The organism is Kitasatospora sp. NBC_00240, assembly GCF_026342405.1.
Classification (GTDB): domain Bacteria; phylum Actinomycetota; class Actinomycetes; order Streptomycetales; family Streptomycetaceae; genus Kitasatospora.
Window position 1 is genome coordinate 4,535,711 of record NZ_JAPEMU010000001.1, and the last position, 18,288, is coordinate 4,553,998.

17 protein-coding genes and 1 pseudogene are annotated in these 18,288 nt (G+C 71.5%); 6 read left to right on the forward strand and 12 right to left on the reverse strand.

Annotated elements, in window-relative coordinates; translation table 11 throughout:
* Window positions 1-4: 4 nt before the first annotated feature.
* The 3 genes from OG689_RS19140 to OG689_RS19150 all read right to left on the reverse strand — a co-directional run bounded on the left by OG689_RS19140 (window position 5) and on the right by OG689_RS19150 (window position 2,654).
* Entirely contained in the window at window positions 5-1,273 is a 1,269-nt protein-coding gene (locus OG689_RS19140) for a hypothetical protein (RefSeq protein ID WP_266321930.1), read from the reverse strand.
* Window positions 1,263-2,084: a hypothetical protein gene (locus OG689_RS19145; RefSeq protein WP_266321932.1), complete on the reverse strand. Its 822-nt coding sequence runs from the start codon at window positions 2,082-2,084 to the stop codon at window positions 1,263-1,265. The genes OG689_RS19140 and OG689_RS19145 overlap by 11 nt, the downstream gene beginning before the upstream one ends.
* A 219-nt stretch (window positions 2,085-2,303) precedes the next feature.
* The gene (locus tag OG689_RS19150; protein ID WP_073926635.1) at window positions 2,304-2,654 is read right to left on the reverse strand and encodes a hypothetical protein; all 351 of its coding nucleotides are present in this window, start codon (window positions 2,652-2,654) and stop codon (window positions 2,304-2,306) included.
* 248 nt (window positions 2,655-2,902) lie between these two features.
* Between OG689_RS19150 and OG689_RS19155 the strand changes: the two genes are divergently transcribed.
* Together OG689_RS19155 and OG689_RS19160 are read left to right on the forward strand one after the other, a co-directional pair.
* Window positions 2,903-4,057, forward strand: a complete 1,155-nt coding sequence (locus OG689_RS19155; protein ID WP_266321934.1) for a bifunctional lytic transglycosylase/C40 family peptidase — start codon at window positions 2,903-2,905, stop codon at window positions 4,055-4,057.
* A 189-nt stretch (window positions 4,058-4,246) separates the two neighbouring features.
* Window positions 4,247-4,960 carry a phosphatase PAP2 family protein gene (locus tag OG689_RS19160; protein ID WP_266327269.1) on the forward strand — a complete coding sequence of 238 codons (714 nt, stop codon included), beginning with the start codon at window positions 4,247-4,249 and terminating at the stop codon, window positions 4,958-4,960.
* A gap of 146 nt (window positions 4,961-5,106) precedes the next feature.
* Here OG689_RS19160 and OG689_RS19165 read toward each other — a convergent pair whose 3' ends face one another.
* Complete coding sequence (locus OG689_RS19165) at window positions 5,107-5,301, reverse strand: hypothetical protein (RefSeq protein WP_266327787.1); 195 nt, start codon at window positions 5,299-5,301, stop codon at window positions 5,107-5,109.
* 164 nt (window positions 5,302-5,465) lie between these two features.
* Between OG689_RS19165 and OG689_RS19170 the strand changes: the two genes are divergently transcribed.
* Both OG689_RS19170 and OG689_RS19175 read left to right on the forward strand, forming a co-directional pair.
* Entirely contained in the window at window positions 5,466-6,338 is an 873-nt protein-coding gene (locus OG689_RS19170; RefSeq protein ID WP_266321936.1) for a hypothetical protein, read from the forward strand.
* Between the two features lie 241 nt (window positions 6,339-6,579).
* Window positions 6,580-6,930: a hypothetical protein gene (locus OG689_RS19175; protein ID WP_266327789.1), complete on the forward strand. Its 351-nt coding sequence runs from the start codon at window positions 6,580-6,582 to the stop codon at window positions 6,928-6,930.
* 40 nt (window positions 6,931-6,970) lie between these two features.
* On the opposite strand, the gene OG689_RS19180 is transcribed toward OG689_RS19175, so the two are convergent.
* Complete coding sequence (locus OG689_RS19180) at window positions 6,971-7,318, reverse strand: metal-sensitive transcriptional regulator (protein WP_266321938.1); 348 nt, start codon at window positions 7,316-7,318, stop codon at window positions 6,971-6,973.
* A gap of 408 nt (window positions 7,319-7,726) precedes the next feature.
* On the opposite strand from OG689_RS19180, the gene OG689_RS19185 reads away from it, so the two are divergent.
* A complete protein-coding gene (locus OG689_RS19185) occupies window positions 7,727-8,347 on the forward strand; it encodes a DUF47 domain-containing protein (RefSeq protein ID WP_073926641.1) in 621 nt (206 codons plus the stop codon).
* A gap of 5 nt (window positions 8,348-8,352) precedes the next feature.
* The gene (locus OG689_RS19190) at window positions 8,353-9,348 is read left to right on the forward strand and encodes an inorganic phosphate transporter (protein ID WP_266321939.1); all 996 of its coding nucleotides are present in this window, start codon (window positions 8,353-8,355) and stop codon (window positions 9,346-9,348) included.
* Window positions 9,349-9,550: 202 nt separating this feature from the next.
* Here the strand turns inward: OG689_RS19190 and pstB are convergent, their stop codons facing one another.
* The 7 genes and pseudogenes from pstB to OG689_RS19225 form a co-directional block, all read right to left on the reverse strand.
* The gene (gene pstB / locus OG689_RS19195) at window positions 9,551-10,327 is read right to left on the reverse strand and encodes a phosphate ABC transporter ATP-binding protein PstB (protein ID WP_266321940.1); all 777 of its coding nucleotides are present in this window, start codon (window positions 10,325-10,327) and stop codon (window positions 9,551-9,553) included.
* A gap of 37 nt (window positions 10,328-10,364) precedes the next feature.
* On the reverse strand, window positions 10,365-11,438 hold the full coding sequence (gene pstA, locus OG689_RS19200; RefSeq protein ID WP_266321942.1) for a phosphate ABC transporter permease PstA: 1,074 nt from the start codon (window positions 11,436-11,438) through the stop codon (window positions 10,365-10,367).
* Window positions 11,435-12,415, reverse strand: coding sequence for a phosphate ABC transporter permease subunit PstC (gene pstC, locus OG689_RS19205; RefSeq protein WP_266321944.1), 981 nt, complete (start codon window positions 12,413-12,415; stop codon window positions 11,435-11,437). Before pstC ends, pstA begins: the two co-directional genes overlap by 4 nt.
* A 144-nt stretch (window positions 12,416-12,559) precedes the next feature.
* Window positions 12,560-13,690, reverse strand: coding sequence for a phosphate ABC transporter substrate-binding protein PstS (pstS, locus tag OG689_RS19210; RefSeq protein WP_266321946.1), 1,131 nt, complete (start codon window positions 13,688-13,690; stop codon window positions 12,560-12,562).
* A 367-nt stretch (window positions 13,691-14,057) separates the two neighbouring features.
* Complete coding sequence (locus tag OG689_RS19215) at window positions 14,058-14,465, reverse strand: NUDIX hydrolase (RefSeq protein ID WP_266327271.1); 408 nt, start codon at window positions 14,463-14,465, stop codon at window positions 14,058-14,060.
* A 348-nt stretch (window positions 14,466-14,813) separates the two neighbouring features.
* Window positions 14,814-15,902, reverse strand: coding sequence for a CHAD domain-containing protein (locus OG689_RS19220; RefSeq protein ID WP_266321948.1), 1,089 nt, complete (start codon window positions 15,900-15,902; stop codon window positions 14,814-14,816).
* Between the two features lie 68 nt (window positions 15,903-15,970).
* Window positions 15,971-18,061 (reverse strand): annotated as a pseudogene (locus tag OG689_RS19225) (RNA degradosome polyphosphate kinase); the annotation flags it as partial.
* Window positions 18,062-18,288 lie beyond the last annotated feature (227 nt).

Sequence of the window (18,288 nt, forward strand, 5' to 3'; positions counted from 1 at the left end):
CCCGTCACCCTCCCTTCGCTGGATTGCTGTCGCGAATCGGAGCCGGCGGCCCCGCCTGCTGCGGCGGCGCCGCGGTACGGGACCCGTGCGCGGCGATACCCGGCGCCACCGACCCGCCGCCACCGGCCGCGTTCGCCGCCTGCGGACCGCCCCGGGAGCCGTGGGCACTGATGCCCTGCTTCACCAGGTTGGCCGGGCCGTTGATCATCGCCGAGCCCGCCGAGACGGCGCCGGCCCGGGCGTTGCGCATGTTCACCATCTCGTCGCCGAAGCCCGGCACGAAGCGGTAGACCGCGGCACTCGCGAAGATCGACAGGAACAGGATCGCCAGCCCCGACAGCACCCGCGCGAAGTCGTCCGTCGCCCCCGCCCCGCTGGCCACCGCCCCCGCCAGGCCCAGGATGATCACGATGATCGGCTTCGCCAGGTCCACCGCCACCATCAGGCCGGCCCAGCGGCGGACGTGCTTCCACAACTGCTTGTCGACCAGCCCGGCGTACACCGCCGTCCCGAGCAGCGCCCCCACGTACAGCATCGCGGCGCGGATCAGCAGCTCGATCCAGAGCACCGCCGCGGCCAGCACGGCCACCAGCGACACGATGATCAGGATCAGCGGGCCGCCGCCCATGTCACCCTTCTCCAGGGTGTCCGCGAAGCCGCCGAGATAGGTACCGGTGTCCGACTTGGTGCCCACCGCGATCGCCTTGGTCAGCCCGTCCGTCGCGCTGACCACCGTGAACAGGATCAACGGCGTGAACGCGGAGGCCACCACGGTCAGCCAGAGGAACCCGATCGCCTCCCCGATCGCCGTCGTCAGCGGGGCCCCGCGGACGGCCCGCTTGGTGACCGCCAGCAGCCACAGCACCAACGTGATGATCGTCGAACCGGCGAAGACCACCGCGTACTGCTGCAGGAACGACGCGTTGGTGAAGTCCACCTGCGTCGTCCCGTCGATCGCGGTCGACAGCTTGCGCACCACCCAGGCGGCGGCCTGCGCACACCCCTTGGCGAGCGAGCCGAGGGGGTCGGTGACACTGCCGACGGTGCCGCTGCCGGGGAGGCTGGTGCCGCCGCCGGGGGAGCAGTAGACGTTGTCACCCGGCAACGGGATACCGGGGCAGCTCGTGTTCGTCGCCCCGGGGGTCGGCGAGGGCGAGGGTTCGGCGAACGCCTGCTGTGCCACCCTCATGGCCATGGTCTGAGCAAGCGCGAAGGCGCTGACCACCACACCGAGCCTGAACCGCGCAGACCTGCGGGCACCGTCAGCGGGCATAGCGAAAGCCTCCGAACTGCTGGACGGCACCAGTGATCTCCTCGGCGGTCGCCGCTTGCTGATCCGCGGGAACGGGCGCCGGGCCCGACGCGCGGCTGAATTCGGTCAACTTCCAGTCGCTCCCGGTCCAGTGCAGGTTGAGCGTGAGGGTGAACCAATCCTGGGAGACCGGTTTGGTCGACTTCTCGCCGGCCAATCCGAAGAGACCGTTGCACCAGACCTGGACCTTGGCGCTCTCCGCGCCGTAGCCGTCGCTCTTGGTTCCGATCGGGATGGTTCGGCTGACGAAGGTCAATCCCTTGGGGGCCTTGCCTTGCACATCGACCCCGAACCTCGCGGCGGTCTCGGGCGAGAACCCCTGGTCGAGCCGGCTCTGCAGCCCCGCGACGGCCGCCGGGTCGGCGATGGTGGCCACGATGGTGTGCCGGGCCTCGGTGCGGAACATGTCGGCGGAGCCGATCGCGACGGCGTAGTTGGCGGCCGCGGACTGGGCGCCCTGGTCGGTGTGCGGGAACCCGTTGGCGATGCCGTTGCTGGTGGTGCTGACGGGCTGTTCGCCGCTGGGTGCGGGGCCGGCGCCGCCGGGGGCGGCGGAGGCCGCGGCGCGGTCGGCGGAGGGCGGCGTGGAGGTGTCCGGGTCGGCCTTGCCGCGGTTGGCGACCGAGATGGCCAGGACCAGCAGGGTGACGACCACCAGGACGGTCAGCAGGGTCCGCACCGGTCGGGCCTGGCGGCCGTTCGGTTGGTAGGAGGACTGTTCGGCGACCGGTAGCCGCGTACGGGTGTGCGGCTGGTCGTCGGACAACGGCACGGCGGCCCTCCTGGTGCGGGGAGCCGGCTGGCGGCTCCGTTGGGCCCCTCCGGCCCGGCGGGCCGCCTGCCCGTGGGCGGGCGGCGGGCGCGGGTGAGGAGGGCGGGTGGATTCCTGGCGGGGGTCCTGGCGGTCCCCCGGCCGGGCTGCTGCCGGCCGCCGGCGGCCGGACGTGCTCCCCGCGGCCGGTGGGCCGGTCGGCGGGACGCTGTCCGATCGTCAGATGGCCATACCGTAGACAATGGTGAACAGGGTGCCCAGCGATCCGATGATGAACACGCCGGTCAGCCCGGCGATGATCAGCCCCTTGCCCTGCTCGGCACCGAAGGAGTCGCGCATCGCGGTGGCGCCGATCCGCTGCTTGGCGGCGCCCCAGACCGCGAGGGCCAGGCAGGCCAGGATGGCCACGGCCATGACGACCTCCACCATCACGCGGGCCTCGGAGCCGAGCGTGGCGAAGGGCCCCCAGTCCGGGGCGATCCCTCCGATGATGGTGTCGATATTGGCCTTTTTGGGTGGGTCCTCGGCCAGGTGGCCGATCGCGATACTGTCCACGCTGCTCAGGTTCATTTCCATCTCACCGCCCGATCAGGCAAATTCAAGGCCCATGACCCCACCTGCGCGAAGGGCCGGTACCTATTCTTGGCCAGATCTGATGTCGACTTGGCTGCTTCTCGCGGATTGGTCGTGAGGCATGGGACACGTACGCCAGGATGTCCACCGTACGAAGGATAGCGCTCACTCTTTGTATCTCTGATGATTGCGGTGAGCAACGCCTTCCGGGACACTTCGACTGACGACTCGTCGGGATGGTGCTGATGGTACTCCGGAAGGCCGGTACGGCCGCCGCTGCTACGGGAGTTGTGCTGGTCGGTTTCGTGGGCCTGGTGACCTTCGGGACGTATGCGGCGAGCGGTACGCCGCAGCATCAGGGTTCGCGGGCCGCGCTCTCCGCCGGCACCGTCCCGGCGGCCTACCAGGGGCTGATCCAGGAGTGGGGCTCACTCTGCCCGGAGATCTCTCCGCCGATGCTCGCGGCGCAGCTCTATCAGGAGAGCGGTTTCGATCCGTCGGCCCGGAGTCCGGCGAAGGCCTACGGTATGGCGCAATTCCTGGAGAGCACCTGGGCGACGTACGGGGTGGATGCCAACAAGGACGGCAAGAAGGACATCTGGGACCCGGCCGACGCAATCGCCTCCGCGGCGACCTACGACTGCGCGCTGGCCCGGGAGGTCTCGAAGGTTCCGGGGGACGGCCAGGCCAACCTGCTGGCGGCCTACAACGCGGGCCCGTACGCGGTGATCAAGTACGGCGGGGTGCCGCCGTACTCGGAGACCCAGGGGTACGTGCGGAACATCTCGACGCTGGCCCGCAGCTTCACCGCGCCGACGGCCGCGGTGGAGGTGTCCCAGCAGGCCGCCGGGGCGATCTACTTCGCGCAGAACGTGCTGGGCACGCCCTACCTGTGGGGCGGTGAGGGGCTGCCCTCGCAGGGCGGCCGGTTCGACTGCTCCGGGCTCATGCAGGCCGCGTACGCGTCGGTGGGGATCACCCTGCCCCGGGTCGCCAACGACCAGTGGTACGCCGGCCCGCACCCTTCGCGCGACCAGCTCCGGCCGGGCGACCTGGTGTTCTGGGCCACCGACCTGAACGACCCGCGCAGCATCCACCACGTGGGGATCTACGTCGGCGGCGGCTACATGATCGACGCACCGCACACCGGTGCCGTGATCCGCTACGACAAGATCGACACCAAGGAGTACATCGGCGCCACCCGGGTCACCTCGGACGGCGCCAACGCGCTGCCGGTGCGCGGCGCGGACGGCAGCATCACCGGATCCGGGGGGCCGGGCGCCGCCGACCGGTCACCCGCGGGCGCTCCGGCCGGCACGCCCGCGACCACGCCTGCGGCGAGCCCGCCCGCGCGGGCGGCCGCCGCGGGCGGCTCCGGTCAAACGCCGGCAAAGACCTGAGCCGAAGCGGTGCCCCCGGTGTGAGCGCACGGTGGACGGCGAGTCAAGTTTCCATAACCCTGCGTCCCCGTGGAACCCTGTGTGCCGGTGGTGACGTTGTGTCCGGTGGTTCTGTGTCAGCTTCCTGAGCTGGGCCGACCCCGGCCGGGACCACAGGTTCAGCGGAGCAGAAGGAGGTGCGGCGTGCCGATGCCACTTGCCGACACGAGCGACCCCGATCTCGGTCTGCTCTACGCCGTCAACGGGCTGGCCAAGTCCTCGCCCGGCTGGCTGGACTCGCTGGTCTCCTGGATCGGCGAGTACGGCATCCTGCTCGGCCTGGCCGCGCTGTGCCTCACCGGCTGGCTGCAGGCCCGCCGCCGCCCGGACGCCCCGGTGGCCGTCGCCGGGCTGCTCTGGGCCCCGCTGGCGGTCACCGTCGCCGAGCTGGCCAACCTGCCGATCGCGGCGATCGTGAACCGGCCGCGCCCCTTCGTCGACCACACCGGGCTGGACGTCCTGGTGGCCGGCAAGGAGGGCACCCACTCCTTCGTCAGTGACCACTCGACGATGTCGATGGGCATCGCGGTGGCGCTCTTCCTGGTCAACCGGCGGCTCGGCTGGATCGCCGGGGGCCTGGCGCTGCTGCAGGGCTTCTGCCGGATGTTCATGGGCGTCCACTACCCGACGGACGTGATCGGCGGCTTCGCCCTGGCGACCGCAGTGGTGCTGCTGCTGGCGCCGATCGCGATGGCCGTGCTCGTCCCGCTCTGCCACGCGGTGGCCCGGAGCGCCGCCGCCCCGCTGATCGTGGCGGGCGGGCGCAGGACCGGCAGCCCGAAGGGCGGCGCCCGGCGCCGCCGGGCCGTCCCCGGCAAGGTCCGGGCCGATGATCCGCCCCGGGAGCCCGATCTCGCCGCCTGAGGGCCGCCCACGAACTCGGGCGCGGCCCGGGTGCCACCGAGGCTCGCGCCGTCGCCGGAGGGGCCTGCAGGCCGCTGCCACGGCCTTCGGGGGCGGCTCCGCCCCCAGCTGTCCGGACGTCACACGCCCCAGCCCGGGTCCGGGTGTCACACCCCCTGGCCCGCGCCGCTCTCCTCCAGGTGTTCCGCGGCCTCGCGTCTGGCCAGGTCCCGGGAGCGCCGGGCGGGCCTGGACCAGCCGCAGCTGCAGTTGGCGAAGCAGAAGGAGCCGCGCTCGGTGATCTCCACGCGGTGTCCGGGCATCTGGGCCGTGCCGGGGGAGACCGGCAGCTCGCTGTGCACGTAGCTCACCGTAACGCGCCCGCGCCCCGGCGCGCGACGTTCCGGGTGCGCCGGTTCGCGCGTAACCCTCCGGGGCTCAACTCGTTTGTCCGGAAAGAGCTCTGCCCATCGGGGGTGGGGCTTGCCGGGCGGTCGGGCCCGAGGGGGTTGTCGCGAGAATGAAGATGCCGAACCAGAGCCAGCTGTTGCCGCACGTCCGGTCCGCGGCCCGGGCGGTGGCGCTCGCCGCCGCCCTCACCGGCCTCGCGGCCTGCTCGGGCGGGTCCGGCTCAGCGGACCACCGGCAGGACAGCTCGGCCGACCAGTTGGCCGCCGATCCGCTGACGGCCGTCCGCGGCGCCGCGGACATCACCGGCCGGACGGGCTCCGCGCACGCGGTCACCGAGCTGGTCACCGAGTCCGCCGACAAGAAGGCCGTCTTCACCGGCGTCGGCGGCTACGACTACGTCAAGCGGATCGGCCGGCTGGAGGTGGCGGTACCCCCGGGGGCCGCGACCACCGGGAAGATCGTCGAGGTGGTCCTGCCGGGCATCGTCTACCTGCAGAACAGCGGGGCGAAGGTGCCGGCCGGCAAGTGGGTGAAGCTGGACGTCCGCCAGCTGCCGGACGGGAACCTGGTGTCGAGCGGGGCCACCGACCCGGCCGGCGCCGCCGGGGCCCTGCGCGGCGCGCAGAAGGCCGAGCTGGTCGGCAGCGAGACGGTCGGTGGGGTGGCCCTGAAGCACTACCGGGGCACGCTCGACCTGGCGAAGGCCGCCGAGGCCACCGGCGGGCGCGGGGCCGACGGCCTGCGGATGGCCGCCCAGACCTTCACGGTCAAGGAGGTGCCGTACGAGGTCTGGCTGGACGGCCAGGGCAGGCTGCACAAGGTGGTCGAGGTGTTCTCGTTCGCCGGTGTGGCCGGTTCGAAGGAGGCCAAGGACCAGGTCAAGGTCACCTCCACCACCTCGCTGAGCGACTTCGGCAAGGCGGTGGACGCCGCGGAGCCCGCCGCCGGGGACATCTGGTCGATGAACGCGACCGAGCCCCCGAAGTGACGCGTCGGGCGGGCCGGCCGCGGCCGGCGGGCCCGGTGCGGGAGCAGCACAGGAAGAGCGGCCCACCCGTTTCGGCCGCACCAAGATGGCCCGTCCGTGCCATGTGGCCGGACTCCGAAATGCCTAGGCTGGACGGCGGGTGACTGCCGCGCCCCCGGCCTGCGGGCCGGGCGGAGGTCCCCTCTGCCGAAGGCCGGGGGAGCGCCCCAGGGGCAAGCAGGGCGCTGAAGGGGTGGTGCAGGTGGTGTCGACCTCGGGCGGCCGCGACGGCGGTCATGACCACACGGCCCTCGACGAGATCGAGCTGGCCGGCGAGCTGATGATCGCTGCGACCTCCTCGGCCGGCGACCGCCTGCCGACCGAGCGCATCGACGAGGTCCTGCTGGACCGCCCTGACCAGCCCGGGGCCGTCCCCCGGCCCGACGCCCGCCGGCCCGGTGCCGAACAGTCCGGTGCCCAACAGCTCGGTGCCCAACAGCTCAGCGCCGAACAACCCGGCGCCCACCTGCGCGGGACGCCCCCGGTCCAGGCTCCGGGCGGCGCGAACGGGGCCGTGCCGCGCCCCGGCGGGCCTGCCCCCGAGGACGTCTGAACCGAGCGCCCCGGCAGCCCCCGCCAGGGCGCCCCGCCGGTCAGCTGCGCAGCAGCCGGCCGATCGCGGCGGTGGCCTCGGCGACCTTGGCCTCCAGCTCCGCGCCGCCCTCCTCGGCGGCGGCCGCGACGCAGTGCCGCAGGTGCTCCTCCAGCAGCGAGAGCGCGAAGGACTGCAGGGCCTTGGTGCTGGCGGAGACCTGGGTGAGCACGTCGATGCAGTAGGTGTCCTCGTCGACCATGCGCTGCAGGCCGCGGATCTGCCCTTCGATCCGGCGCAGGCGCTTGAGGTGGGCGTCCTTCTGGTCGCTGTAGCCGTGCGGGCCCGCGTGCGGGTGCGCGGCCGGCTCGGCCTGCGCGCCGGCCTCGTGGGTGTCGGTCGTGGTCATCCGGCCCGCCTTCGTCATGGTGGCTCTGGGTGGTCGCTCGCAGCCCTCGGAGAACCTGCCCCGGGGTACTCCCCCGGCCGGCCGCCGGGGAATCCCGCCCGGCCGGGGCCGGGGTACGGCGGAAGGCTGGGATCCCGTCAGCTTCCAGTGTCCAACACCCGCCGCCGCGGTGGTGTTCCTCCGTCCGGGCTGCGGCCCGGATCTCCGGGTGCACGGAGGGGGCAATACCGGCGAGGTTCCGTCAGACTGGGGCTCGCTTCCGTACACGGGCGTACGGGCCGGCCTCTCAGGTGCACGGACAGTTCCGGAACAGGAGGTTCCGATTCCCCGCTGTCACCCCGTTTGCGTGGTTCCGGCCGCTTGCGCCTAGCATCGTTCAGTCCCTACCCCGCACATCGGAGATTTCCCGTGCGTTTTAGCCTGACCCCGAAGGAGACGAGCTTCTACGACATGTTCTCCGCAGCCGCGGAGAACCTCGTCGTGGGATCCAAGCTCCTGCTGGAACTGCTGGGTTCAGACGTGTCGGCCCGCGCGGAGATCGTCGAGCGCATGCGCGCCGCCGAGCACGCGGGTGACGACACCACTCATGCGGTGTTCCACCAGTTGAACTCCTCCTTCATCACGCCCTTCGACCGCGAGGACATCTACAACCTCGCCTCGTCGCTGGACGACATCATGGACTTCATGGAGGAGGCGGTCGACCTGGTCGTCCTCTACGACATCCAGACCCTCCCCAAGGGCATCGAGCAGCAGATCGAGGTGCTCGCGCGGGCCGCCGAGCTGACCGCCGAGGCGATGCCGAACCTGCGGAGCATGTCCAACCTGACCGAGTACTGGATCGAGGTCAACCGGCTGGAGAACCAGGCGGACCAGATCCACCGCAAGCTGCTCGCGCACCTGTTCAGCGGCCAGTACGAGGCCATCGAGGTGCTGAAGCTGAAGCAGGTCGTGGATGTCCTCGAGGAGGCGGCCGACGCCTTCGAGCATGTCGCCAACACGGTGGAGACCATCGCGGTCAAGGAGTCCTGACCAGCGTGGACATGGCAGCACTCATCGCCGTCATCGGCGTGGCCTTCTTCTTCACGTACACCAACGGCTTCCACGACTCGGCGAACGCCATCGCCACCTCGGTCTCCACCCGGGCGCTCACCCCGCGGGCCGCGCTGGCGATGGCCGCGGTGATGAACCTGGCCGGTGCCTTCCTCGGCAGCGGCGTCGCCCACACGGTGTCCAGCGGGATCATCGAGACCCCGACCGGCAGCCAGGGCATGATGATCCTGTTCGGCGCGCTGGTCGGTGCGATCACCTGGAACCTGACCACCTGGTACTTCGGTCTGCCGTCCTCCTCCTCGCACGCGCTGTTCGGCGGCATGGTGGGCGCGGCGCTGGCCGGCGGCACGGGGGTGATCTGGAGCGGCGTCGTCGACAAGATCATCATTCCGATGTTCGTCTCGCCGATCGTCGGCCTGGTCTGCGGCTACCTGGTGATGCTGGCCATCCTGTGGATCTTCCGCAAGGCCAACCCGCACAAGGCCAAGCGCAACTTCCGGGTCGCCCAGACCGCGTCGGCCGCCGCCATGGCCCTCGCGCACGGTCTGCAGGACGCGCAGAAGACCATGGGCATCGTGGTGCTGGCCCTCACCATCTCCGGGCAGCAGTCCTCGCAGGACATCCCGGTCTGGGTGAAGATCTCCTGCGCCACGATGCTCTCGCTGGGCACCTACGCGGGTGGCTGGCGGATCATGCGGACACTCGGCCGCAAGATCATCGAGCTGGACCCGCCGCAGGGCTTCGCCGCCGAGAGCACCGCGGCGACGATCATGTACATCACCTCGTACGTGTTCAAGGCGCCGATCTCCACCACCCACGTGATCACCTCGGCGATCATGGGTGTGGGTGCCACCAAGCGGATCCGCGCGGTGCGCTGGGGTGTCGCCAAGAACATCGTGCTCGGCTGGTTCATCACCATGCCGGCGGCCGCACTGGTGGCCGCCCTGGTCTACTGGATCGTCAACCTGATCTTCGGCTGACGCCCCTGCTCCACCGCTCTCCCCCGCGCTCCGCGCGGCACGAAGGACGCGGGACGAAGGATGCGACCCGCAAGGACGACAGGGCCCGCCCCCATATCTCGGGGGCGGGCCCTGTCCCTTACTCCGCGGCGGCACCGCCATGCAGCACCGCGAAGCAGCTCGTGCTGTCGTCGCTCCCCCCGAAGGGCGCGACAGGTGGTGGCTAGCCGAAGCGGCCGGAGATGTAGTCCTCGGTCGCCTGCACGGACGGGTTGGAGAAGATCCGCTGGGTGTCGTCCAGCTCGACCAGCTTGCCGGGCTGGCCGACGCCGGCCAGGTTGAAGAACGCGGTGCGGTCGCTGACGCGGGCGGCCTGCTGCATGTTGTGCGTCACGATCACGATGGTGAACTGCGACTTCAGCTCACCGATCAGGTCCTCGACCGCCAGGGTGGAGATCGGGTCCAGGGCCGAGCAGGGCTCGTCCATCAGCAGGACCTGCGGCTCGACCGCGATGGCGCGGGCGATGCACAGGCGCTGCTGCTGGCCGCCGGAGAGGCCCGCGCCCGGCTTGTTGAGGCGGGTGTGGACCTCATTCCACAGGTTGGCGCCCTTGAGGGACTTCTCCACCACGTCGTCCAGCACGGACTTCTTCTTCACGCCGGCGAGCTTCAGCCCGGCCGCGACGTTGTCGTAGATCGACATGGTCGGGAAGGGGTTCGGGCGCTGGAAGACCATGCCGACCGTGCGGCGCACGGCCACCGGGTCGACGTTCTGCCCGTAGAGGTTGTCGTCGTCCAGCATCACCTTGCCCTCGACCCGGGCGCCGGGGATCACCTCGTGCATCCGGTTCAGGGTGCGCAGGAAGGTGGACTTGCCGCAGCCGGAGGGGCCGATGAAGGCCGTCACCGAGCGGGGCTCGACGGTCATCGAGATGTCCTCGATGGCCTTGGTGGTTCCGTAGTAGGCGGACAGTCCGCTGACGTCGATGCGCTTGGCCATGATCGTTCGTCTTCTCTCTCGTACGTCAGTCGGTCCGTCAGTGCCCGGTCTTGGGCGAGCGCCAGCGCGCGATACCGCGGGCGATGAGGTTGAGCCCCATCACGAAGGCGATCAGCACCAGCGCGGCGCCCCAGGCCCGGGCGTACCCGTAGTCGTTGTTCACCTGGGCGTACTGCTGCCAGATGTACATCGGAAGCGACTGCTGGGGGTCCTGGAACGGGTTGTTGTTGATGATGTCGGCACCGAACACCAGCATCAGCACCGGCGCGGTCTCCCCGGTGATACGCGCGACGGCGAGCATCACACCGGTGGTGATTCCGCCGATCGCGGTGGGGATGACGATCCGCAGGATGGTCTTCCAGCGGGGCACGCCGAGCGCGTACGAAGCCTCGCGCAGCTCGTTCGGGACCAGCTTGAGCATCTCCTCGGTGGAGCGCACGACCACCGGCATCATCAGGATGGCCAGCGCGAGGCTGCCCGCGAAACCGGAGTACGAGAACCCGAGACCCAGGATCCAGACGGAGAGGATGAACAGACCGGCGACGATGGACGGGATGCCGGTCATGACGTCGACGAAGAAGGTGACGGTCTTGGCGAGCCGGCCGCGGCCGTACTCCACCAGGTAGACCGCGGTGAGCAGACCGAGCGGGGCGGCGATCAGGGTCGCCAGGGCGACCTGCTGCAGGGTGCCGATCAGCGCGTGGTAGATGCCGCCGCCGGGACCGGAGGACAGCACGCCCTTCATCGAGTGGGTGAGGAAGTGCCCGTCGACCACGGCGAGGCCCTGCTGGACCGTGTAGAAGGTCAGCGCGGCGAGCGGCACGACGGCCGCCACGAAGGCGACCCAGACCACCGAGGTGGCCAGGCGGTCCTTGGCCTGTCGACGGCCCTCGATCCGGGCCGACAGCGCGTAGCTGACGATCACGAACAGGGCGGCCGCGATCAGGCCCCACTGCAGGTGGCTGGCCAGACCGAAGCCGGCGCCGATCCCGCAGGCGACGGCGATGCAGCCGGCGGCGACGGCGGCCGGCGCCCACTTGGGCAGCCGGGCGGTGGTGAGGTTGCGGCGCAGCTGCGGCACGGCCGACGCGGTGGTGGTCACGGCGCTCATGCGTTGGCCCCCGAGTACTCCTTGCGGCGCGCGACGATGATCCGCGCGGCACCGTTCACCAGCAGGGTGATCACGAACAGGACGAGGCCGGAGGCCATCAGCGCATCCCGGCCGAAGGGCGCGGCCTCGTTGAACTTCAGCGCGATGTTCTGCGCGAAGGTGCCGCCGCCCGGGTCGAGCAGGTGCAGCGAGAGCACGCTGTTCGAGGAGAGCACGACGGCCACCGCGATGGTCTCGCCCAGCGCGCGGCCGAGGCCGAGCATGGAGGCCGAGATGATGCCGGGCCGGCCGAACGGCAGGACGGCGGTGCGGATCATCTCCCAGCGGGTCGCGCCGAGCGCGAGCGCCGCCTCCTCGTGCATCCGCGGGACCTGCCGGAAGACCTCACGGGTGACGGCCGTGATGATCGGCAGGATCATGATGGCGAGCAGGATGCCGACGGTGAACAGGGTGCGCGGCGTGGTGCCCGCGCGGGTCTGGTCGAAGACGTACGTCCAGCCGAGGTACTGGTCCATCCAGCTGGTCAGGCCGTCCAGGTGCGGGACGAGGAACAGGGCGCCCCAGAGGCCGTAGACGATGCTCGGCACGGCGGCCAGCAGGTCGACCAGGTAGGCGAAGGGCTGGGCGATCTTCCGCGGCGCGTAGTGCGAGATGAAGAGCGCGATGCCGATCGCGACCGGCACCGCGATCGCCATCGCGATCACGGCGCTGACGATGGTGCCGAAGGCCAGGACGGCGATGCCGAAGACGGGCTTCTGGGCGTCCGGCGTCCACTCGAAGGTGGTGAAGAAGTTGCCCTCGTTCTTGCTGAGGGCGAGGGCCGAGCGGTAGGCCAGGAATCCCGCGATGGCGGCCATGATGACCAGCAGCAGGATGCCCGCTCCGCGGGCGGCGTTGAAGAAGATCTTGTCGCCGAGCTGACTGCTCTTGCGCCTGCGGACCCTGCCTCGCGCATCGGCAGGGAGGGATGAAGTCATTGGTCTACTCCGGTCTGGTGGCGCTGCCCCGCGGGGGCGGCACCATGGCGGCGGTGCCCCGGACGTGCTTCTGGCGTGTGGTACCCGGTGGGGCGGCCCCGGCCCCCCTGGCTCTTCGGGGCCGCCTCACCGGTGGTGGGAGGGTCAGGCCAGGGTCGGGATGACGGCCTGGACCTTCGCCGCGAGCTCCTTGGGCAGCGGGACGTAGCCCGTGCTGCCGATGGCCTTCTGGCCGTTGTCGGAGGCCGCGTAGGTGAGGAAGGACTTCAGGGTCTCCAGGGTCTCGGCCTTGTTGCCCTTGTCGCAGACGATCTCGTAGGTGACCAGGACGAGCGGGTACGAGCCCTCTTCCTTGGTCGCGTAGTCGAGGGTCAGCGCCAGGTCGCTGCCGGTGCCGGCGATCTTCGCCTTGGCGAAGGTGGTGGCGGCGTTGTCGGCGGTGGCCTCGACCGGCTTGCTGGCGCCGGTGTTGATGGCGGCGCTCTTCAGGCTGTTGGTCTGCGCGAAGGAGAGCTCGACGTAGCTGATCGAGTTCTTGACCTGCTTCACCTGGGCCGCGAGGCCCGCGCTGCCGCTGGCCGACTGGCCGCCCTTGCCGGCCCAGGTCTTGCTGGACGGGTAGGACCAGGCGCCGCCCGAGGCCTTGGCGAAGTACTTGGTCAGGTTGTCCGTGGTGCCCGAGTCGTCCGAGCGGTGGAAGGCCTGGATGTCGGCGGCCGGCAGGGTCACGCCCGGGTTGAGGGCGGCGATGGCCGGGTCGTTCCACTTGGTGATCTGCGAGTCGAAGATCTTCGCGGTGGTGGGGCCGTCCAACGTCAGCTTGTCGACGCCGTCGACGTTGAAGACGATCGAGATCAGGCCCGCGACCATCGGCAGGTTGACGCCCTGGCCACCGGTGCAGACGGCCTTGGTGGCCTCGACCTCGGCCGGCTTCAGCGCGGAGTCGGAGCCGGCGAACTGGACCTTGCCCTGGGTGAACTGCTGCACACCGGCACCGGAGCCGCCGCCGCTGTAATTGACCGAGGAGCCGGCGCAGGCGTTGCCGAAGTTGGTCTTCCAGACGTCGATCGCGTTGCCCTGCGCGGTGGAACCCGCGGCCACCAGGGCACCCGCCTTGCCGCACGCGATGGCGGCGGCAGCCGGAGCGCTGGTACCGGCGGCGCCGGCACCGCCGGTGTTGTCGTCCGAGCCGCAGGCGGCGAGCGACAGCGAGCTGACGAGCGCCATGGCACCGACGACGAGGGCCTTGGAGCGGCCGTTCCGCTGGAGCTTCACAGGGTGTCCCTTTCTGTGGCATTGCCGACGCCGCTCGCATCCGGACGGCGGGCGTCCGACTGCTGAGGATGGCGCGGGTTCTGCTGTGGTCCGGGGCCCGTTCGGCCCTCCGGTAATCCAGAAGTTAGGACGGGTAGGTGACGCGTCAGCCGGTCGTAAGTGAACGGAGGGTGAACCTCGGACGGATGGCGGGAAACAGCGTCAGGTAGTAACGGTTGCGTCACGGGGAGGGCGCGGAGAGATCACTCGGACGGGTGAACCCGGACGGCCCAGGCACACCTGCGCCGGTCCCCTCGGGCGGGCCCGGCACGACCCCGGCGGCGGCCGGCACGGCGTCCGCGGCCGGGGCCGGGCGGGCTCCGACCGCTCAGGCCTTCGGCAGCGGGCGGGCGCCGAGGACCTCCAGCAGCGCGTCCACCAGGACCCGGTCCCGGTCGTGGGTCAGCCGGGCCCTGGCCTTGCGGGCCGGCAGCCACTCGAACCGGTCGACCTCACGGTTGGGGGTGAAGGAGCCGCCGACGGGCACGGCCGCCCAGTACCGGACCTCCTTGGGCCGCCCCTGCGCCAGGTAGTGCTGGGCGGGCAGCTCCGCGCCGAGCACGCAGCGCAGGCCGGTCTCCTCCTCGACCTCCCGCAGGGCCGCCTGGACGAGGCTCTCGCCCGGGTCCAGCTTGCCCTTCGGCAGGCTCCAGTCGTCGTACTTCGGCCGGTGGATCAGCGCGATCCTGGGCCGGCCGAGGCCCTTCTTCTTCTGCCGCCCGGGCAGCCAGAGCACCGCGCCGGCCGCCAGGATCGTCCGCCCTCGGGCGGGGGCGGGGGCGGCCGGTCCGGCCCGGTGGCGGACCGGCTCGGTCCCCTCCGGCGATGCCGTCCGGGGGCGGCCGGGACCGCCCTGCTTCTTCGCCTCCCGCAGCCGGCGCCGCTGCCCGGCGTCCCGGCTCCCGACGTCCCGGCTGCCCGAGCCGCGGAGCTCGCTGCCGCGGCCGTCGGCGGCGTCCCGGCCCCTGGCGCGCTCGGCGCCGCCGGCGCGCCCGCCGGCGGCCGGCCGGCCGGTCGCGCTCATCCGGGCCGACCCCTTGGCGCGGTCGTCCTTGTCCTGCTCACCGCTCAGGCGGTTGCCCATTCATGCCATCCGTGACGCTGGGGGCACCTCTCCTCCGGCCGGGTGGCTTGGAGGTACCCCCGAGCCGGCGAGGCTGGGGGTGAGGTCCGGCCACTGCAGGCCGAACGCGTACCGTGCCGCCTCGACCTCCAGTCGTTGATCAGCATGCACCACGCCGAGGACGTAGGCCGTGGCCGGGGTGATCCGCGGGGTCCGCGCCGCGGTGGCCGCGGTGACCGCGGCGTCGGAGGCCTCCTGGTGGCGGCCGAGCGTCCGGTCCAGCTCGTCCAGGGCCTGGACCGGGCGGGCGGCCACCTCCAGGGCGTACCGGGCCCGCTTCACCAGGATCCGCACCCGGTGCCAGGGCGCGTCGTCGGCGGCCAGCACCGCATCGGCGTCCAGCACGCCGCGGGCGGCCGGGACGGTCCCCAGCCGGCGCAGGCCGTCGCCGCCGTACGGGGTGGAGGAGCGGTGCAGCGGCAGCAGCTCGGCGCCGGCGTTGAGCGCGCCGAGGGCGGCGCCGGCCTGCGGGAGGAGGCCGTCCTCCGATCCGCCGCCGGCCGGCGGCCGCAGCGGCACATCGCCGACCAGCAGGGTCATCCGGTCGGCCAGCGCGTGCAGCCGGGCCGACCGGAGCTCCTGCAGGACGGTGGAGTGCGCGCGGGTACGGGCCAGGGTCAGCTGGCGGTCCAGCAGGGCCCGGGCCTTGGGCGCCCCGGCGTGGCCGGCCAGCATGCCGGGGCCGTCGGACTCGGCGGCGCTCAGCGAGTCGAGGGCGCCGAGCAGCCGGGTGGAGCGCCGCAGGTAACCGGGCTCCTGGGCGAGCAGATTGAGCAGCCAGCGCAGCTCGACCCGGGACTCCTGGGCCCAGACCGGCTCGAAGGAGGCCGCGAAGGTGTGCAGCGCACCGCCGATCCGCCGGACGGCCCGCAGCAGGTCCGCGGTGCCCGCCGAGGAGTGCAGGACGGCGCCCGGTCTGGAGCCGACCTCCCCGACCGCCTGCGGCAGGGCGCGCAGAAACGCACCGGCCTGGGCGGTGAGATGGCGGGAGAGGATCTCCCCGGCGGTCGCGGTGGACGACCCCGAGGCCGTCATCGGCGCATCGGTCATGGCGTAGGTGAATCCCCGTCCCCCCGGGGGACCGTCCCCCGGGGCTGGTGGCCGACTGCTCGGCGGCCTCAGCGGGCCGAGGAGGAGGCCCGGCGGCGCTGACGTGAGTCGATCAGCAGGTCCTGCACGTGCCGGAGCCTCCTCTCCTCGGCGTCGTGCGAGTGGCGGGTCCAGGCCCCGTCGGGGCCGAGGTGCCAGGACTCGGTCTCGTCGGAGACACCGAGGTCGATCAGGCCGGACAGTTCGGCCCGGTGCGCCGGGTCGGCGACCCGCACCAGCGCCTCGATCCGGCGGTCGAGGTTGCGGTGCATCATGTCGGCGCTGCCGAACCAGACCTCGGGGTCGCCGCCGTTGCCGAAGACGAAGATCCGCGAGTGCTCCAGGAACCGCCCGAGGACGGACCGGACCCGGATGTTCTCGCTCAGCCCCGCCACCCCCGGCCGGATCGCGCAGATCCCGCGCACCCAGACGTCGACCGGGACACCGGCCCGCGACGCCCGGTAGAGGGCGTCGATCACGGCCTCGTCGACGATCGAGTTGACCTTGAGCTTCACATGCGCCGGGCGGCCCGCCCGGTGGTGCGCGATCTCCCCGTGGATCCGGGCGATCAGCCCGTCCCGCAGCCCGCGCGGGGCGGTCAGCAGCCGGCGGTAGGACTCCCGGCGGGAGTACCCGGAGAGCCGGTTGAACAGGTCGGAGAGGTCCGCCCCGACCTGCGGGTCGGAGGTCAGCAGGCCGATGTCCTCGTACAGCCGGGCGGTCTTCGGGTGGTAGTTGCCCGTCCCCACGTGGGCGTACCGGCGCAGGGTGTCGCCCTCCTGGCGGACCACCAGCGACAGCTTGCAGTGGGTCTTCAGGCCGACCAGCCCGTAGACCACGTGGCAGCCGGCCTCCTCCAGCTTGCGGGCCCACTTGATGTTGGCCTGCTCGTCGAACCGGGCCTTGATCTCGACCAGCACCAGCACCTGCTTGCCGGACTCGGCCGCGTCGATCAGGGCGTCCACGATCGGCGAGTCGCCGGAGGTCCGGTACAGCGTCTGCTTGATCGCCAGCACGTCCGGGTCGGCGGCCGCCTGCTCCAGGAAGGCCTGCACCGAGGTGGAGAAGCTGTCGTACGGGTGGTGCAGCAGGACGTCGCGCTCGCGCATGGCGGCGAAGATGTCCGGCTGGGAGGCCGACTCGACGTCGGTCAGCCCGCGGGCGGTGCCGGCCACGAACTTCGCGTACTTCAGCTCGGGGCGGTCCAGGCCGGCGATGCCGAACAGGCCGGTGAGGTCCAGCGGCCCCGGCAGCGGGAAGACCTCCGCGTCGGTGATGTTCAGCTCGCGGACCAGCAGGTCGAGGATGTAGGGGTCGATCGACTCCTCCACCTCCAGCCGCACCGGCGGCCCGAAGCGCCGCCGCATCAGCTCCTTCTCCAGCGCCTTGAGGATGTTCTCGGTGTCGTCCTCCTCCACCTCCAGGTCCTCGTTGCGGGTGACCCGGAAGGCGTGGTGGGCGAGCACCTCCATCCCCGGGAAGAGCTCCTCCAGGTGCGCGCCCATCACGTCCTCCAGCGGGACGTAGCGCTGCGGCGACGCCTCCAGGAAGCGGGACAGCGACTGCGGCACCTTCACCCTGGCGAAGTGCTTGTGGCCGGAGACGGGGTTGCGGACCACCACGGCCAGGTTGAGGCTCAGACCCGAGATGTACGGGAAGGGGTGCGCCGGGTCGACCGCCAGCGGGGTCAGCACCGGGAAGATCTTCTGCCGGAAGAGCGTGTGCAGCCGGGCCTGCTCCTTCTCGGCCAGCTCCGACCAGCGGACCAGCTCGATGCCCTCGGACGCGAGGTCCGGCAGCACCTCCTGCTGGAACGCGGCGGCATGGCGCGCCATGAGCTCGCGCGAGCGGTTCCAGATCAGGTCCAGCACCTCGCGCGGCTGCAGGCCCGAGGCCGACCGGGTGGCCACCCCGGTGGCGATCCGGCGCTTGAGGCCGGCCACCCGGACCATGAAGAACTCGTCCAGGTTGCTGGCGAAGATCGCCAGGAACTTGGCCCGCTCCAGCAGCGGGATGTCCGGATCCTCGGCGAGCTCCAGCACTCGCTCGTTGAACGCCAGCCAGCTGCGCTCGCGGTCGAGGAACCGGCCCTCGGGGAGTTCCTCGAAGTCCTCGTCCTCCGCGGAGAACTGCTCCGGGGGCATCCCCAGGGCGGTGGACATCCGGACCGGCGAGGGCAGCGGGACAGAGACGGGGCGGGGGATGCTCATGGGCTCCAGCTCCTCCAACAGGACAGAGTCCGATTCGGCCGGCAGACCGTCGGCCTCGCACAGCGCCAGCGACCACCCGCCGGGAGCGGCCGGGAGACGGCCGGATCCGGGGCGCCGGCCGACGCTGCGCGAACGAG

What these genes read in the sequence shown, in the direction of transcription:
- OG689_RS19140 (WP_266321930.1), bottom strand. Translation starts at nt 1,273, where the DNA reads ATGCCCGCTGACGGTGCCCGCAGGTCTGCGCGGTTCAGGCTCGGTGTG.
- OG689_RS19150 (WP_073926635.1), bottom strand. Translation starts at nt 2,654, where the DNA reads ATGAACCTGAGCAGCGTGGACAGTATCGCGATCGGCCACCTGGCCGAG.
- OG689_RS19155 (WP_266321934.1), top strand. Translation starts at nt 2,903, where the DNA reads ATGGTACTCCGGAAGGCCGGTACGGCCGCCGCTGCTACGGGAGTTGTG.
- OG689_RS19160 (WP_266327269.1), top strand. Translation starts at nt 4,247, where the DNA reads ATGCCACTTGCCGACACGAGCGACCCCGATCTCGGTCTGCTCTACGCC.
- OG689_RS19170 (WP_266321936.1), top strand. Translation starts at nt 5,466, where the DNA reads ATGCCGAACCAGAGCCAGCTGTTGCCGCACGTCCGGTCCGCGGCCCGG.
- OG689_RS19180 (WP_266321938.1), bottom strand. Translation starts at nt 7,318, where the DNA reads ATGACCACGACCGACACCCACGAGGCCGGCGCGCAGGCCGAGCCGGCC.
- pstB (WP_266321940.1), bottom strand. Translation starts at nt 10,327, where the DNA reads ATGGCCAAGCGCATCGACGTCAGCGGACTGTCCGCCTACTACGGAACC.
- pstA (WP_266321942.1), bottom strand. Translation starts at nt 11,438, where the DNA reads ATGAGCGCCGTGACCACCACCGCGTCGGCCGTGCCGCAGCTGCGCCGC.
- pstC (WP_266321944.1), bottom strand. Translation starts at nt 12,415, where the DNA reads ATGACTTCATCCCTCCCTGCCGATGCGCGAGGCAGGGTCCGCAGGCGC.
- OG689_RS19220 (WP_266321948.1), bottom strand. Translation starts at nt 15,902, where the DNA reads ATGACCGATGCGCCGATGACGGCCTCGGGGTCGTCCACCGCGACCGCC.